Genomic DNA, 15,948 nt, shown 5'->3' on the forward strand with positions numbered 1-15,948 from the left:
GGATCGCAGGCCTGCGGCCTCAATCGCGCGGGGTGGCCTCCGCTGCCTGGTCGAGGCGGAAGGCTTCGTTGCCGAGGCCGATGCGGGCGTGCGCCTCGGGGCGGCGGGACTTCAGGAGCAGGCCGTGGGCGAGGCCGGCCAGGGCGGCGACGAGGATGATCGCGGGCAGGGCCCAGGAGAGGGCGGAGCCCTCCTCGGCCCCGACGAGGACGCCGAAGTCCTTCACGGTGTAGAGGGCGATGCCCACGAGGGCGATCCCGGCGAGGCCCGCCGCGACGAGCCGCCACACCTGGGCGCCGGCGGTGCCCCTGCGGACGAAGAAGGCGATGACGGCGAAGGAGGCGGTGGCCATGAGGGAGGTCACGCCGAGGGCGCCGACGCTGCCCATCCAGGTGAACAGGTGCAGGACGGGCGCGGTGGGGTCGCCGGTCGGCAGGTCGTCGGTGAGCGCGAAGGCGAGGACGACGACGAGGGCGATGACCGTCTGGAGCAGGGAGCCGGTGGCGGGGGCGCCGGTGCCGGGGTTGGTGCGGCCGAAGCGGGCCGGGAGGAGGCCCTCGCGGCCCATGGCGAAGGCGTAGCGCGCGACGACGTTGTGGAAGCTGAGCATGGCGGCGAACATGCCCGTGACGAAGAGCACGTGCAGGACGTCGGTGAAGCCGGCTCCCAGCCGGCTCCCGGTGAGTTCGAAGAGGAGGCCGGGGCCGGCCTCGGCGGAGGCCTTGACGACGGCGCCGGGTCCGGTGGCGACGGTCAGGGCCCAGGCGCTCAGGGCGAAGAAGAGGGCGACGAAGCCGATCGCGAGGAACATCACGCGGGAGACGACGATGTGCGGCTTGCTGGTCTCCTCGGCGTAGACCGGGGACTGCTCGAAGCCGACGAAGGCGGCGATGCAGAAGCACAGGGCGGTGCCGAGGCCGGCGCCGGAGAGGGCGGCGGGGTCGAAGGCGCCCAGGGAAAGGCCCTCGGGGCCCGGCTTGCCGAGGGCGGCCACGTCGAAGATGACGACGAGGGCGCACTCGATGAGGAGCAGGACGCCGAGCACCTTGGCGTTGAGGTCGATCTTCAGCCAGCCGAGGGCGCCGGTGGCGGCGACCGCGAGGAGGGCGGGGATCCACCAGGCGAGTTCGACGTCGAGGTAGGTGGCGAAGAGGCCGGAGACCTCGAAGCCGAGGATGCCGTAGACGCCGACCTGCATGGCGCTGTAGGCGACGAGGGCGACGAGCGAGGCGGCGGCGCCGGCGGTGGGGCCCAGGCCCCGGGCGATGTACGCGTAGAAGGCGCCGGCGTTGTGGACGTGCCGGCTCATCTCGGCGTAGCCGACGCCGAAGAGAGCGAGGACGACGCCGAGGATCACGAAGAGCAGGGGCTGGCCGACGATGCCCATGACCCCGAAGATCGTGGGCATGACCCCGGCGACGACCATCAGGGGGGCGCTGGCTGCGAGTACGGAGAGCAGCAGTCCGGCGGTACCGAGGCGGTCGGCGCGAAGGGCCCGGTCCTGGCCCTTGTACGTGCGTATCTCGGCCTCGGCGGGGAGCGTGGTGGATCTGCCCGTCGGCATGGCGGGATCCTTTCGGGGGTGTCGGTCCGGGTGCGGTCCGTGCGTCGGGCCCAGGGGGCTAGGCGGTGCCGAGCGCGGCGCTGCGCGCGGCGAGGAAGGCCTTGTGGGGGTCGCGGTCCGGGTAGGACCAGGGGGCGCGGGTGGCGTGGCTGCCGATCCGGTGGAAGAGGGCGGCGGCCTCGGCGGGCCGCCCTTCGCAGAGCTTGGCGTGGGCGAGGAAGTTGAGGTCGACCCGGTTGCGCGGGTGGTCCTCGCGTTCCCACTCCAGCCACCAGTCGAAGGCGGCGCGCAGGACCTGGCGGGCGCGGCGGCCGGTCCAGTGCTCGATGGCGGCCTCGGGCAGCGCGCGGCCCCGGTCGGCGGCGAGGACCCGGTAGCGCTCGGAGTGGGCGATCACGGGCAGGACGGCGAGCGGGGAGTCGGCCGGGGACTCCTCGGCGGCCCAGGCGGCGAAGTCGTAGACCTCGTGCAGGGGGTCGCGGCCGGCGGCGGGGGTGCGCTCGGCGAGCTTGGCGACCATCAGGTGGTGGGCGTGGTGGTGCTCGCGGTGGCGGGCCCGGACCTGGTCGAAGTGGCGGCTGAACTCCTCCTCGGTGCCGAAGGTGCCGCAGAGCAGCAGCAGGCCCAGCCAGGGGGTGGGGTCGGCGGGGTGCAGGGCGGCGGCGCGCCGGCAGGCCTCGTCGGCGGCCTCGGGCGTGCCCTTGCCGCGCAGGGCGGCGAAGACGGCGGCGCAGGCCAGCAGGGTGGCGGCGTCGGCGCTCTCCGGTTCGGCGAGGAGCCATTCGCGGGCCCAGGCGGCGGCGGCCGGGGTCTCGGCGAGGACGACGACGCGGTGGCCCCGGCGGTCCCAGTCGTCGCCGGTGCCGACGAGCAGGGAGCGGGCCCGGGCCCACCGCCCCTGGGCGAACTGGGTGCGTACGTCGACCAGTTCGATGTCGCCGAGGGCGGGGTCGAAGAGTTGGGCGTCCCGCTTGCGGGCGCGGCCGAGGGGCGGCGGCGGGGACATCCGCGGGTTCCCTCCAGGACGCGGGCACGGGTGGGCGCCGTACGCGGGGGCGCACGGGGTGGTCTCGGGGCGGTGCGGCCGGTTCGTGTCTTCGTGAAACCGGATGATCACGCACAGCAAACCGGTAGGCACCGCTCCGCGTCAAGGTCCGTCCCGGCGGGTGGCGGGTTTCAACTGGTGTGGAAGGTGGACGAGTTGGGGCGGATGTGGCGACGATCTCCGGCCGTTCAAACCGATGGAGGGGGGCGGGGGGCGCCCGTAGGGTGATCACATGACGAGCTACGAGGAACTGCGCCCGTTCGAGCTGGGCTTCCCCGGGCCGCTGCGCGACCAACTGGTGGCGGCGGTGTTGAGCGGGGCGAAGACGACGACGACCGGGCTGCTGGAGGAGTACGAGGCGGTCGGGGAGCCGTTGCCCGTGCCGGGCGAGCGGGTGGCGCTGGTGGACTCCGACGAGCGGACGGTGGCCGTGCTGGAGGTGACGGAGGTGCGCGTGCTGCCGCTGGCCGAGGTGGACCTGCGGCACGCGCTGGACGAGGGCGAGGGCTACGGGTCCGTGGCCGAATGGCGTACGGCGCACGAGGGGTTCTGGCACAGCGAGCCGGTGCGGGCGGCGGTGGGCGACCCCCGGTACACGGTGGGCGACGCCACCCCGGTCGTCACCGAGCGCTTCCGCCTCGCCGAGGGCCCCTTCGCGCTCTGAGCCCTCGGCGGGTGGTCCCGTACGGGTGACCCGTGCGGGGTCCGTCGGAATCGACGTCAGGCGGTCGCCGCGGCCGCCGCCCGGCCCGCGGCGCGGCCCGAGAAGATGCAGCCGCCGAGGAAGGTCCCCTCCAGGGCGCGGTAGCCGTGGACGCCGCCGCCGCCGAAGCCGGCGGCCTCGCCGGCCGCGTAGAGCCCGGGGAGCGGCTCGCCCCCGGGGGTCAGGACGCGGGAGGAGAGGTCGGTCTCCAGGCCGCCGAGGGACTTGCGGGTCAGGATCGAGAGGCGCACGGCGATCAGGGGGCCCGCCTTCGGGTCGAGGATCCGGTGGGGGGCGGCGGTGCGGATGAGCTTGTCGCCGAGGTAACGGCGCGCGCCGTGGATGGCGGTGACCTGGAGGTCCTTGGTGAAGGGGTTGGCGATCTCGCGGTCGCGGGCCACGATCTCGCGGCGGACGGTGTCCTCGTCGAGGAGGTCCTCCTTGGTGACGGCGTTCATGCCGCGCACGAGGGAGGCGAGGTCGCGTTCGACGACGAAGTCCGCGCCCTGCTCCATGAAGGCCCTGACGGGACCGGGGACCGCCTGCCGGGCCCGCTCGACGACGCCCCGTACGGACTTGCCGGTCAGGTCGGGGTTCTGTTCGGAGCCGGAGAGCGCGAACTCCTTGCCGATGATCCGCTCGTTGAGGACGAACCAGGTGTGGTCGTGGCCGGTGCGGGTGATGTGGTCGAGGGTGCCGAGGGTGTCGAAGCCGGGGAAGAGCGGCACGGGCAGCCGCCTGCCGGTGGCGTCGAGCCACAGCGAGGAGGGGCCGGGCAGGATGCGGATGCCGTGGCGGGCCCAGATCGGGTTCCAGTTCTCGATGCCCTCGGTGTAGTGCCACATCCGGTCCTTGTTGATGTGGCTGGCGCCGGCGGCCTCGGCGATGCCGAGCATCAGCCCGTCCACGTGGGCGGGGACCCCGGACAGCAGGCGCTTGGGCGGGGTGCCGAGGCGGGCGGGCCACTGGGCGCGGACGAGGTCGTGGTTGCCGCCGATGCCGCCGCTGGTGACGACGACCGCCTGGGCGCGCAGGGTGAAGGTGCCGGTGCTCTCGCGGCCGCTGGCGGTGCCCCGTACGGCACGCGAGGGCGCCAGCACCTCGCCGGTGACGGTGTCCAGGGCGCCGGCGGTGGTGGCGAGGCCGGTGACGCGGTGACGGAAGGCGAGCCGGACCAGGCCCCGGGCGACGCCGGCGCGGACCCGGCGCTCGAAGGGTTCGACGAGGCCGGGGCCGGTGCCCCAGGTGATGTGGAAGCGGGGGACGGAGTTGCCGTGGCCGTTGGCGTCGTAGCCGCCGCGCTCGGCCCAGCCGACCACCGGGAAGAAGCGGACGCCCTGGGCGTGCAGCCAGGGCCGCTTCTCGCCGGCGGCGAAGTCCACGTAGGCCTCGGCCCAACGGCGCGGCCAGGCGTCCTCCTCGCGGTCGAAGCCGGCGGTGCCGAACCAGTCCTGGAGGGCGAGGGCACGGCTGTCCCGGACGCGCATGCGGCGCTGTTCGGGCGAGTCGACGAAGAACAGCCCGCCGAAGGACCAGTGGGCCTGGCCGCCCATCGACTGCTCGGGTTCCTGGTCGAGGAGGATCACCTTGCGCCCCGCGTCGACCAGCTCGGCGGTGGCCACGAGGCCCGCAAGGCCCGCTCCGATCACGATCACGTCAGCGTCGTACGTCATGCGTTGCCCGTCCTCCGGTCGGTGGTGGGGCAGATCCTTTGCTACGGAGCGGTAACCCGTCAACAGCGGTGCTTGGATGAGGACGTGAACGCTGCTGACGAGGTACTGGACGTGGTGGACCGGGACGACCGGGTGGTCGGGCGGGCGCCACGGGGCGAGGTGTACCGCCGGGGACTGATCCACCGGTGCGTGTTCGTGCTGGCCACGGACGGGCGGGGGCGGGTCTTCGTGCACCGGCGGACGGCGACGAAGCTGGTCTTCCCCTCGCACTACGACATGTTCGTGGGCGGGGTGCTGGGCACCGGGGAGGAGTACGGGGCGGCGGCGCTGCGGGAGGCCTCGGAGGAGCTGGGGGTGAGCGGGCTGGAAGCGCCGACCCCGCTGTTCAAGTTCCTGTACGAGGGTCCGGGCGGGGCCTGGTGGTCGTACGTGCACGAGGTGCGGTGCGGGCGGACGGTGGCTCCGCAGGCCTCGGAGGTGGACTGGCACGCGTGGCTGTCGCCCGGGGAGCTCGACCGGCGGGTCGCGGACGGGCGGTGGCCGTGGGTGCCGGACGGGCTGGAGGCGTGGCGGCGGCTGGCGGCGTGGCGGGGGTCGGGGGCGGCGCGGGGGTGAGGGCGGCGGGTCGGGGGCGGCACGGGGGTGAAGGGGGCGGGCCCGGGGCGGCGCGAGGTGAGGGCGGCGGGGTCGTTCCGGGTTCGCGCGGCGGTCCACCGTAGATTGGTCCGATGATCGGTTTCGTCAAGGACGTGCGCCTCTGGTTCGCGCCGCAGCGGCTGAGGGACGAGGGCGACACCCCGGACTACCGCTTCTCGCTCGCCAACGAGCGGACCTTCCTGGCCTGGATCCGGACCGCGCTGGCGCTGGTGGGCGGCGGGTTCGCGGTGGACCAGTTCCTGCCGGACCTGCGCTGGGGGGTGCGGGTCTCGATGGCGCTCGCCCTGCTGGCGGTGGGCGCGGCCTGCGCGCTGCGGGCGGTGAACCACTGGGCGCGGTGCGAGCGGGCGATGCGCCGGGGCGAGGACCTGCCGGTGTCCCGCTTCCCGGTGGTGTTGAGCCTGGGGGTGGGGCTGGTCGCGGTGGCGATGGTGGTGGTCGTGCTGCTGGGTTGGACGACGGGGCGGTGAGCGGCGCGCGGCCGGTTCCGGGGCTCGGGGCGGGATCCGGGGCAGGGTCGGGATCCGGGGCGGGGTCGGGCTCCGGATCGGGCGGGGCGGGCGGCGGCGAGGCGCGGGACGCCGGGTTGCAGCCCGAGCGGACGCGGCTGGCGTGGCGGCGTACGACCCTGGCCGCTTCGGTGGTGGCCGTCCTCGCGATCCGGCAGACGCTGCACGGCTCCGGCTCCCCGGTGGAGGTGGCCGGCGCGGCGGTGGTCACGTTCGTCTGGCTGGCCTTCCTCGGGGTGGCGCACCGCCGGATCCGGGCCCTGGCGGCGGCGCGTCCGCCCGGCCTGGCGCCGCGCGCCGCGTCGGCGCTGGTGGCGTGCACGGCGGCGCTCGCCCTGCTGGCGGTGGCCCTCGTCCTCTGAACCGGCGGGAGGGGCGACACGAGGGGGGACAGAGCGGACACGACGGGTGTATCGGGTCTAGCCTCGGCGCCATGACGACCCTGCACCACGAACACCCCACGCACTCCCACACGCACGGTCCGGCCTGCGGGCACCGGGAGGTGCCGCACGGCGACCACGTGGACTACGCGCACGACGGCCACCTGCACCGCGAGCACTCCGGCCACTGGGACGAGTGCGAGGCCCCGGAGCACAGCACGCACGAGGCGCACCCGCACGCGCACGGCGCGGACTGCGGCCACGAGTCCGTGGCGCACGGCGACCACGTCGACTACCTGCACGACGGACACCGGCACGCCGAGCACGACGGACACTACGACGACCACTGACAGCCGCTGACGACCCCCGGCGGGCCCCGACGGCGCCCGCCCCCGTGCCACCCGCCCTCCCCCGGGCCGGCGGCGGCCGGCAGGATGCCGACCGTCCGTCAAAACGACCCGGGGAGAGCGTCCATGACCGTCGAAGAGCCGTACCTCGTCCAGCCCGCGCCCGGCGTGTACGCGTACGTGCAGCCGGACGGCGGCTGGTGCCTGAACAACGCGGGCTTCGTCTCCGACGGCGGGCGGACGCTGCTGGTCGACACGGCCGCCACCGAGCGGCGGGCGCTGGCCCTGCGGGCGGCCGTCGAGGCGGCCGGGGCGCCGGCGCCGGACACGGTGGTGAACACCCACCACCACGGTGACCACACCTACGGCAACGGGGTGTTCGCCGACCGGGCGGTCGTCGTCGGGCACGAGAACGCGCGCGCCGAGCAGCTCGCGGCCGGTCGGCAGCTGGAGCTGATCTGGCCCGAGACGGACTTCGGGTCGGTGGAGATCACCGCCCCGACCCTCACCTACACCGACCGACTGACGCTGCACGTCGGCGGGACCGAGGTCCGGGTGATCCACCCGGGCGTCGCGCACACCACCGGGGACTCGGTGGTGTGGCTGCCGGCGCAGCGGGTGGTGTTCACCGGCGACCTGATATTCGCCGGGGGGACGCCGTTCCTGGCGATGGGCTCGCTGTCCGGTTCGCTGCGGGCGCTGGAGCTGCTGCGCGCGCTGGACGCGGAGACCGTCGTACCCGGGCACGGGCCGCTGACGGACCCCTCGGCGTACGAGGCCACGGAGAGGTACCTGCGGTACGTGGCCGAGCTGGCGCGGGAGGGACGGCAGAAGGGGCTGACCCCGCTGGAGACGGCTCGGCAGGCCGATCTCGGCGAGTTCGCCGGGTGGCGGGAGAGCGAGCGGCTGGTGGCGAACGTGCACCGGGCCTACGCGGAGCTGGCCGGGGAGCCGGAGGGCTGCGCGCTGGACATCATGGCGGTGCTGCGGGACATGACGGTGATGAACGGCGGGACGCCGATCCTGTGTCACGCGTGAGGTGACGGCGGGTGCGACCGCGGGGCGGGCCGGAAGAGTTCTCGGGCCGGAGGAGTTCTTCGGCCCGAGGAGTTCTTCGGCCCGCCCTCTGGACGGCATACCGACTGGTCGGCATGATGGCCCGGAGAGCAGCCCGGTGTCGTCCACGTCCCCAGCCCACGGAGGTGCCCCGCATGACGTCGACCCCACGGGATCCGCAGGATCCGCGCGGACTCGATCCGGTCCGCCTGCGCGCCCACCTCGACGCCGCGCGTCCGGGCCTCGTCGCCGGGCCGCTCGGCGGCCGGCTGATCGAGGGGGGCCGGTCGAACCTGACGTACGAGGTCACCGACGGCACCTCCCGCTGGGTCGTGCGCCGGCCGCCCCTCGGCCACGTCCTGGCCACCGCGCACGACATGCGGCGCGAGCACCGGGTGATCTCCGCGCTGCGCGGGACGGCGGTCCCGGTGCCGGGAACCGTGCTGCTGTGCGAGGACGAGAGCGTGCTGGGCGCGCCGTTCTACGTCATGGAGTACGTCGACGGGGTCCCCTACCGGACGGCGGAGCAGCTCGCGGAGATCGGGCCCGAGCGGACCCGGCGGGCGGTGCTCGGCCTGGTGGACACGCTGGTCGACCTGCACGCGGTCTACCCCGAGGCGGTGGGCCTGGGCGACTTCGGCCGCCCCGAGGGCTTCCTCGACCGGCAGCTGCGCCGCTGGGGCAAGCAGCTCGCGGCCTCCCGGGGCCGGGACCTGGCCGGGGTGGACGAGCTGCACGCCGCCCTCGGACGCTCGCTGCCGCCCTCCCCCGCCCCGACCGTGGTGCACGGGGACTTCCGGCTGGACAACGCCTTGATCGGCGGCCCGGACGACGCGGTCCGCGCGGTGCTGGACTGGGAGATGTCCACGCTGGGCGATCCGCTGACGGACCTGGGGCTGTTGGTCATGTACAGCTCGGACCTGGGCCTCGGCGACTCCCCCGTGAGCACCACGAGCCGCGCGCCGGGCCATCCGGCGCCGGCCGAGCTGATCGAGCGGTACGCCGCCCGCTCGGGGCGGGACACGGGCGCGATCGCCTGGTACACCGCGTTCGCCTGGTTCAAGCTCGCCGTGATCCTGGAGGGCATCCACTACCGGTACACGCTCGGACAGACCGTGGGCGCGGGCTTCGACCGGATCGGGGAACTGGTCCCGGTCTTCATCGAGCACGGCCTGACCACTTTGCAGGACCTCCAGGAAGGCTGAGGAGCCGATCAGCATGGATTTCGCATTCGACGCCCGGACCGAGGAACTCCGCGAGCGGCTGCTCGCGTTCATGGAGGAGTACGTCTACCCGGCGGAGGCCGTCGCCGCCGGGCAGCGCGCGCGGCTGGCCTCGCCCTGGGACACCCCGGCCGTGTTCGGTGAGCTGAAGGCCGAGGCGCGCCGCCGGGGGTTGTGGAACCTCTTCTTCGTGGACCCGCACGGCTCCGGGGACGGCGGGGGCCGCGCCGATCCGGCCTACGGCGCCGGGCTGACCAACCTCCAGTACGCCCCGCTCGCCGAGATCACCGGCCGCAGCCCGCACCTGGCCCCGATGGCGACCAACTGCGCGGCCCCGGACACGGGGAACATGGAGCTGCTCGCGCAGTTCGGCGACGAGGAGCAGCGCAAGCGGTGGCTGGAGCCGCTGCTGGCCGGGGAGATCCGCTCCGCCTTCGCGATGACGGAGCCGGAGGTGGCCTCCTCGGACGCGTCGAACATCGAGACGCGGATCGAGCGGGTGGGTGACGAGTACGTGGTCACGGGCCGCAAGTGGTTCATCTCCGGCGCCATGAACCCGGACTGCCGGATCCTCATCGTGATGGGCAAGACCGATCCGGACGGCGCCGACCCGCGCCGCCGGCAGTCGATGATCCTGGTCCCCCGCGACACCCCCGGCGTCGAGGTGCGCCGGGCCATGACGGTGTACGGGTACGAGGACCACGACCACGGCGGGCACGCCGAGGTGGTCTTCGACGGGGCCCGGGTGCCGGTGGCGAACCTGATCGGCGAGGAGGGCGCGGGCTTCGCCATCGCCCAGGCCCGGCTCGGGCCGGGGCGGATCCACCACTGCATGCGGTTGATCGGGATGGCCGAGCGGGCGATCGAGCTGATGTGCCGGCGCGCCGTGGACCGTACGGCCTTCGGGAAGCCGCTGGCGGCGCAGGGGGTCGTGCAGAACTGGATCGCGGACGCCCGGGTGACCATCGAGCAGCTGCGGCTGCTGGTGCTCAAGACGGCCTGGCTGATGGACACCGTCGGCAACCGGGGCGCCCACACCGAGATCCAGGCCATCAAGATCGCCACCCCGCGCGCGGTGGTGCGGATCCTGGACGACGCGGTGCAGCTGCACGGGGCGGGCGGAGTCAGCCAGGACTTCCCGCTGGCCGAGCTGTGGGCCGCGGCGCGGACGCTGCGGCTGGCCGACGGACCGGACGAGGTGCACCAGCGCTCGCTGGCCCACCGGGAGCTGAAGCGCCACCGCTGAGGGGACGGGGGCGCGGACGCGGACGGGGGCGGGGGCGGGGGCGGGGGCACGGCGGGGGTCGGAGGGGTCCCTTCCGGGTGGTTTAGACCACTCAGAAGGTCCGATATATTCGTTATACCCCCCACCGAAAGTGCACATCGCCATGCCCAGCACCACCGCGGCCCCCGCCGCGACCGCGCCGGTGACCCCGGCCGCCGTCGCCCCCGCCGTCGCCCCCGCCACCGCCCCGCAGGCCCCCCGCCTGGCGAACCCCGGTCCGTTGGGCCTGGCCGCCTTCGCGCTGACCACCTTCGTCCTCAGCCTCTTCAACTCGGGGCTGATCACGAACACCGCCCTCAGCGCCGTCGTGCTGCCGCTCGCCCTCTTCTACGGCGGGCTCGCCCAGTTCGTCGCGGGCGTCATGGAGTTCCGGCGCGGCAACACCTTCGCGACGACCGCGTTCGTCTCGTACGGCGCGTTCTGGATGTCCTTCGCCGGCTACGTGAAGTTCGTGGTCCCCGCGCTGCCGGCCGATCAGGCGCACGTCGCGACCGGCTGGTTCCTCGTCGCCTGGTTCGTCTTCACCGCCTACATGGCGATCGCCGCACTGAAGCTGGACCTGGCGCACCGACTGCTGTTCGGCGTCCTCGCGCTGACCTTCCTCTTCCTCGCGCTCGGCGACCTGTCGCAGGTCACCGCCCTGGGCCGGGTCGGCGGCCTCCTCGGCCTGCTGTGCGCCGGGATCGCCTGGTACATCTCCTTCGCCGTGGTGGCCGAGGAGACCTGGGGCCGGCGGGTCCTCCCGCTGGGCTGAGCCGGCGGGCCGAGCCCGCCGGGCCTTCCCGGCCCGCCCGCCCGGCGGGAGCGTCCCGGTTCAGGGGCGCAGGGAGCGCAGCAGGAGGTCGGCCAGGTGGTCGGCCACCTGGTGCGGGGTGAGCGGGCCGTCCGTGCGGTACCAGGTCGACAGGTGGTGGACGGAGCCGAAGTAGTAGTCCACCACCAGGTCGGCGGGGGTGGCCGTGGAGAACACCCCGGACCGCTGGCCCTCCTCCACGAGCGCCCGGAACCGTTCGTGGTAGCGGCGGCGTTCGGCCCGTACCTGCTTGTTCTTCTCGGGGCTGAGCTGGTGCATCGACCGGAAGAAGATCATCGCGTCGTCGAGGTTCTCGATCGTGGTGACCACCACGTCCGCGGCGGCGGACCTCAGCCGCTCCTCCACGGGGGCCTCGGATCCGGCCACCGCGTCGAGCCGCTGCTGCTGGAGGCGCAGCATCCGCGCGTACACCTCGTGCAGCAGGTCGTCCTTGGAACCGAAGTAGTGGTAGAGCGCGCCCTTGGTGACACCGGCCGCCTCGACGATCTCCTGCACGGAGGTGCGGTCGTAGCCCCGATCGGCGAACAGCCTGGTGGCGACGGCCAGCAGCCGCTGCGGCACCGGGATCTCGCGGTCGCCTTCCTCGGGCTCCGTGGTGCTCCTCGCGGCCATGGGCTCGCCTCCCTCTCGTGATCGCTCTACTGACGCGGACTGTACGACCGTCCGACTGTTTTCAGCCGCGCTCGCGCAGTTCCCGTCGCAGGATCTTGCCACTCGTGGTCTGGGGAAGAACAGGCAGGATCTCGACCAGGCGCGGGTACTTGTACGCGGCGAGGCGCTCGGCGCAGTACGCGGAGAGTTCGGCGGGTCGAACCGAGGCGCCCGGGCGCAGGCTCACGTACGCCTTGACGCTCTCGCCGCGGTAGGGGTCGGGTACCCCGACGACGGCCGCCTCGCGGACGGCGGGGTGGGTGTAGAGGACGTCCTCCACCTCGCGCGGCCAGACCTTGAAGCCCGAGGCGTTGATCATGTCCTTCTTGCGGTCGACGACGTACAGCCAGCCGTCCTGGTCCATGAACCCGACGTCTCCGGTGCGCAGTTCGCCGTCCGGGAAGGTCTCGGCGCTCTCCCGGGGCAGCCCCCAGTAGCCGGGGACGACCTGGGGGCCGCGGACGGCGATCTCGCCGGTCTCGCCGAGGGGCAGTTCGGCGCCGTCCTCGTCGAGGATCCGTACGAGGGTCTGCGCGCCGGGGACGCCGACCGAGAGGGTGCCGGAGGCGGGGTCGACGGGGGCTTCGAGGTGGATGGGGACCGAGGCGCAGGGGGCGGTGCACTCGGTGAGGCCGTAGCCGTTGCGGAGGTGGAAGCCGAAGTCGGCGCGCAGGCGTTCGACGAGCGCGGGCGGGAGCGGTGCCCCGCCGGAGGACAGCACCAGGAACGACGCGAAGTGGTCCCGGGACGCGGCGGGGTGCGCGGCGAGGGCCGTGAAGGCGGTGGCGGGTCCGATGGCGTAGGCGGGGCGGTGTTCGAGGAAGGCGTCGAGGACGGTGCCCGCGTCGAAGCGGTGGGCGAGGACCAGGGTGCCCGCGTTGACGAGGCAGGCGGCGAGTTCGCAGACCAGGCCGGTGATGTGGAAGAGCGGGGCGAGGGCGAAGTAGCCGGAGCCCTCGGGCAGGGGGTGGCCGGTGACCTGACGGGTGGCGTTGTAGGTGAGGGCGCCGTGGGGGTTGAGGGCGCCCTTGGGGGTGCCGGAGGTGCCGGAGGTGTAGCTGATGAGGGCGGTGTCGGAGGCGGTGAGGCGGGGGTCGGGGGGCGCGGGGTGACCCCGGCGGGCCACGGTGGCGAGGTCGGCGGGGGCGGGTCGGGGGGTGTCCGCGCGCGGGCCGGGGGTGTCCGCGCGCGGGCCGGGGACGACGGGGGCCGACGCCGGGGTCGGCGTCCGCGCGGGGGCCGGCCCCGGCGCCGGGAGGACGCGCGGGTCGTCGCGGGTCTGGAAGTCCCGGTCCCGGGCGGTCAGGGTGATCCGTACGCCCGTGTCCCGCGCGGTCTCGCGCAGGTACGCCTCCCACGCGCGCTCCTCGCAGACCAGCGCGACCGCGCCGGAGTCGCGCAGGATGTGCCCGGCCTCCGCGGCCTTGTACATCGGGTTGAGCGGGACGACGACGGCCCCCGCCTTCCACGCGGCCAGGGCGGCGAGCACGAAGTGCGGGGTGTTCTGGAGCATCACCGCGACCCGGTCGCCGCGCACGACGCCCCGCTCCGCGAGGTGGCCGGCCAGGGAGTCGGACAGCGCGTCGGCCTGCGCGTAGTCGACGCGGCCGTCGAAGTAGGCCAGGGCGGTGCGCTCCGGGGCCCGGGCCACGGCCCGCCGGAAGGCGTGCAGCACGCTGGGCGCGGGGTCGATCGGGGCGCGCTGCGCGGGGCTGAGCCGTCCCAGCCAGGGCATGGCGGCGTAGGGGGAGGCGCCGGCCGACGGCGCGGCCGGCCGGGGCGGTGTCGTCGTCACGATGCCTCCCATTTCCGCTGGAGGTGGTTCATGGAGGCCAGCCAGCGGTCGGGGTCGCTCGCGCGGGTGACGTGGTAGTCCGCCACCTCGGGGTGCGGGAGGATCAAGAACCGGCCTTTCTCCATGCCGTCGAACAGGGCGTCCGCGACCGCGTCCGGCTCGATCGCGGTCGGCGCCAGGACGAGTTCGCCCGCCGAGCCCGCGGCGGTCAGCATGTCGGTGCGCACGCCTTGCGGGCAGATGGCGTGGACCCGGACGCCGCGGTGGCGGTAGGTCAGCGACAGCCATTCGGCGTAGGCGAGGGCGCCGTGCTTGGTGACACTGTACGGGGCCGCTCCGATCATGGTCAGCAGTCCCGCCGCGGAGACGGTCGACACGAACCGGCCCTCGCCCCGCTCCAGCCAGTGGGGCAGCAGGGTGCGGACGGCACGGACGTGGGCCATGACGTTGGTGTCCCACGCCGCCTCCCAGACGTCCTCGTCCGCGAACGCGTCGCCGCCCGAGGCGAGTCCGGCGTTGGCGCAGTAGACGTCGACCGTGCCGCCGAGGGCCTCCCGGGCCCGCTCGGCGACCGTGGAGGCGTCGCCGGGCAGGGCGAGGGCCCGTTCGCCGATCGCGTCGGCGACGGCGGCGGCCCGGTCCGGGTCGAGGTCGTTGACGACGACGGTGGCGCCCTCGGCGACGAAGCGTCGGGCGAGGGCGGCTCCGATGCCGCCGCCCGCGCCCGTGACGACGACCCGTCGGTCCTGGTACGCGCCGTTCTCGCTCATGGGGTCACCTCTCGCCGGGTCCTGCCGGATGGAACGGGGTCCCGGCAGACTAACCAGTCGGTATGTCCGGCGGAAGGGGGTGCGGGCGGCGTGGGTCGGGTCGGATCCGCGGGCGAGGGCCTAGCGTGTTCGGATGACGCTGTCGCGACGCGGGGTGCTGGGACTGGCGGGGATCGTGGGTAGGGGGGTCGTGGCTGCGGGGGCCTCGGCGGGGGCGGTGGGCGCCGTGGGCGCGGCCGCGCCCGCGTGGGCCGCGCCGCCCGCCGGCGCGACGGACCGGGTGCGGACCGGCTTCGAGGAGCTGGCCGCCGGGGGGTACGCGTCGCTCGCCGGGCAGCGCGTCGGGGTCGTCACCAATCCGACGGGGATCACGGCGGACGCCCGTCACCTGGTGGACGTCCTGCACGCCGACGCACGGGTCGACCTGGTCGCGGTGTTCGGGCCCGAGCACGGGTTCCGGGGCACGGCGCAGGCCGGTGGTTCGGAGGGCGCGGGGCGCGATCCGGCGACGGGCCTGCCGGTCTACGACACGTACGGCGCGAGCGGGCAGAAGCTGGCGGACCTCTTCACGGCGGCGGGGATCGACACGGTCGTCTTCGACATCCAGGACGTGGGGGCGCGCTTCTACACCTACGTCTGGACCCTCTACGACTGCATGCGCGCGGCCGCGCTCGCCGACAAGGCGGTCGTGGTGCTGGACCGGCCCAACCCGGTCGGCGGCCGGCGGGCGGCCGGGCCCGTGCTGGAACCCGCGTACGCGAGCTTCGTGGGGCGGGAGCCGATCGCGCTCGCGCACGGGATGACGGCGGCCGAGCTGGCCCTGCTGTTCAACGGGGAGTTCCTGGGCGGGAAGCCGGCGCGGCTGCGGACGGTGCGGATGTCGGGCTGGCGGCGGGAGTCCTTCTTCGGGGCGACGGGGCTGCCGTGGCTGCCGCCGAGCCCGAACATGCCGACGCCGGACACGGCGCTCGCGTACGCGGGGACCTGTCTGTTCGAGGGGACCAACCTGTCCGAGGGGCGGGGTACGACGACCCCCTTCGAGGTGGTGGGGGCGCAGGGCGTGGACCGGCGGTGGGCGGAGGCGGCGAACGCCTTGGGGCTGCCCGGGGTGTGGTTCCGGGAGACCTGGTTCACGCCGTCCTTCTCCAAGCACGCGGGGAAGGTGTGCGGCGGGGTCCGGTTGGTCGTCCACGACCGGGAGGCGTTCGACCCGGTCCGGGCGGGGATCGGGCTGCTGGTGACGGCGCGGCGGGTGTGGAGCGGCTTCGAGTGGCGGGCGGACCACTGGATCGACCGGCTGACCGGCACGGACCGGGTACGGACCCTGGTCGACGCGGGGGCGGGGGTCGAGGAGATCGCGGCGGACTGGGCGGCGGGGCTGGCGCGGTTCGCCGCGGTGCGGGAGGAGTACCTGCTCTACCCGTGAGCGGGCCCCGAACCGGTGGTGCCGCGGGGCTGGTCGGGAAGGGCGGGCGG

16 protein-coding genes are annotated in these 15,948 nt (G+C 74.3%); 10 read left to right on the forward strand and 6 right to left on the reverse strand.

Going from position 1 to position 15,948, the window contains the following annotated elements:
* Positions 1 to 19: 19 nt before the first annotated feature.
* Both ACZ6ZI_RS19370 and ACZ6ZI_RS19375 read right to left on the reverse strand, forming a co-directional pair.
* Positions 20 to 1,564 (reverse strand): APC family permease, encoded by a 1,545-nt coding sequence (locus ACZ6ZI_RS19370; protein WP_363056541.1) that lies wholly within the window; start codon positions 1,562 to 1,564, stop codon positions 20 to 22.
* Positions 1,565 to 1,622: 58 nt separating this feature from the next.
* Complete coding sequence (locus tag ACZ6ZI_RS19375; protein ID WP_469522164.1) at positions 1,623 to 2,570, reverse strand: hypothetical protein; 948 nt, start codon at positions 2,568 to 2,570, stop codon at positions 1,623 to 1,625.
* A gap of 271 nt (positions 2,571 to 2,841) precedes the next feature.
* Between ACZ6ZI_RS19375 and ACZ6ZI_RS19380 the strand changes: the two genes are divergently transcribed.
* Positions 2,842 to 3,273 (forward strand): ASCH domain-containing protein, encoded by a 432-nt coding sequence (locus tag ACZ6ZI_RS19380; RefSeq protein ID WP_469522167.1) that lies wholly within the window; start codon positions 2,842 to 2,844, stop codon positions 3,271 to 3,273.
* Positions 3,274 to 3,329: 56 nt separating this feature from the next.
* Here ACZ6ZI_RS19380 and ACZ6ZI_RS19385 read toward each other — a convergent pair whose 3' ends face one another.
* On the reverse strand, positions 3,330 to 4,985 hold the full coding sequence (locus ACZ6ZI_RS19385; protein WP_469522170.1) for an FAD-binding dehydrogenase: 1,656 nt from the start codon (positions 4,983 to 4,985) through the stop codon (positions 3,330 to 3,332).
* Between the two features lie 84 nt (positions 4,986 to 5,069).
* Between ACZ6ZI_RS19385 and ACZ6ZI_RS19390 the strand changes: the two genes are divergently transcribed.
* The 8 genes from ACZ6ZI_RS19390 to ACZ6ZI_RS19425 all read left to right on the forward strand — a co-directional run bounded on the left by ACZ6ZI_RS19390 (position 5,070) and on the right by ACZ6ZI_RS19425 (position 11,196).
* Positions 5,070 to 5,600 (forward strand): NUDIX hydrolase, encoded by a 531-nt coding sequence (locus ACZ6ZI_RS19390; RefSeq protein ID WP_469522173.1) that lies wholly within the window; start codon positions 5,070 to 5,072, stop codon positions 5,598 to 5,600.
* A 113-nt stretch (positions 5,601 to 5,713) separates the two neighbouring features.
* Positions 5,714 to 6,112 (forward strand): YidH family protein, encoded by a 399-nt coding sequence (locus tag ACZ6ZI_RS19395; RefSeq protein WP_469522176.1) that lies wholly within the window; start codon positions 5,714 to 5,716, stop codon positions 6,110 to 6,112.
* A 116-nt stretch (positions 6,113 to 6,228) separates the two neighbouring features.
* A complete protein-coding gene (locus tag ACZ6ZI_RS19400) occupies positions 6,229 to 6,513 on the forward strand; it encodes a DUF202 domain-containing protein (protein ID WP_363056738.1) in 285 nt (94 codons plus the stop codon).
* 71 nt (positions 6,514 to 6,584) lie between these two features.
* Positions 6,585 to 6,881, forward strand: coding sequence for a hypothetical protein (locus ACZ6ZI_RS19405; RefSeq protein ID WP_469522179.1), 297 nt, complete (start codon positions 6,585 to 6,587; stop codon positions 6,879 to 6,881).
* A gap of 123 nt (positions 6,882 to 7,004) precedes the next feature.
* On the forward strand, positions 7,005 to 7,916 hold the full coding sequence (locus ACZ6ZI_RS19410) for an MBL fold metallo-hydrolase (protein ID WP_469522182.1): 912 nt from the start codon (positions 7,005 to 7,007) through the stop codon (positions 7,914 to 7,916).
* Positions 7,917 to 8,089: 173 nt separating this feature from the next.
* Positions 8,090 to 9,139: a phosphotransferase family protein gene (locus tag ACZ6ZI_RS19415; RefSeq protein WP_469522185.1), complete on the forward strand. Its 1,050-nt coding sequence runs from the start codon at positions 8,090 to 8,092 to the stop codon at positions 9,137 to 9,139.
* A gap of 13 nt (positions 9,140 to 9,152) precedes the next feature.
* Positions 9,153 to 10,403: an acyl-CoA dehydrogenase family protein gene (locus ACZ6ZI_RS19420; RefSeq protein WP_469522189.1), complete on the forward strand. Its 1,251-nt coding sequence runs from the start codon at positions 9,153 to 9,155 to the stop codon at positions 10,401 to 10,403.
* A 142-nt stretch (positions 10,404 to 10,545) separates the two neighbouring features.
* Positions 10,546 to 11,196 carry an acetate uptake transporter gene (locus ACZ6ZI_RS19425; protein WP_469522192.1) on the forward strand — a complete coding sequence of 217 codons (651 nt, stop codon included), beginning with the start codon at positions 10,546 to 10,548 and terminating at the stop codon, positions 11,194 to 11,196.
* Between the two features lie 60 nt (positions 11,197 to 11,256).
* Here ACZ6ZI_RS19425 and ACZ6ZI_RS19430 read toward each other — a convergent pair whose 3' ends face one another.
* The 3 genes from ACZ6ZI_RS19430 to ACZ6ZI_RS19440 all read right to left on the reverse strand — a co-directional run bounded on the left by ACZ6ZI_RS19430 (position 11,257) and on the right by ACZ6ZI_RS19440 (position 14,472).
* Positions 11,257 to 11,868, reverse strand: a complete 612-nt coding sequence (locus ACZ6ZI_RS19430; protein WP_363056563.1) for a TetR/AcrR family transcriptional regulator — start codon at positions 11,866 to 11,868, stop codon at positions 11,257 to 11,259.
* 61 nt (positions 11,869 to 11,929) lie between these two features.
* Positions 11,930 to 13,714, reverse strand: coding sequence for an AMP-binding protein (locus ACZ6ZI_RS19435; RefSeq protein WP_469522195.1), 1,785 nt, complete (start codon positions 13,712 to 13,714; stop codon positions 11,930 to 11,932).
* Positions 13,699 to 14,472: an SDR family oxidoreductase gene (locus ACZ6ZI_RS19440; protein WP_469522199.1), complete on the reverse strand. Its 774-nt coding sequence runs from the start codon at positions 14,470 to 14,472 to the stop codon at positions 13,699 to 13,701. Before ACZ6ZI_RS19440 ends, ACZ6ZI_RS19435 begins: the two co-directional genes overlap by 16 nt.
* A gap of 133 nt (positions 14,473 to 14,605) precedes the next feature.
* Here ACZ6ZI_RS19440 and ACZ6ZI_RS19445 point away from each other — a divergent pair, with 133 nt between their 5' ends.
* Entirely contained in the window at positions 14,606 to 15,898 is a 1,293-nt protein-coding gene (locus ACZ6ZI_RS19445) for an exo-beta-N-acetylmuramidase NamZ family protein (RefSeq protein WP_469522202.1), read from the forward strand.
* Positions 15,899 to 15,948: the final 50 nt, after the last annotated feature.

Source organism: Streptomyces sp. NPDC103540, assembly GCF_055584445.1.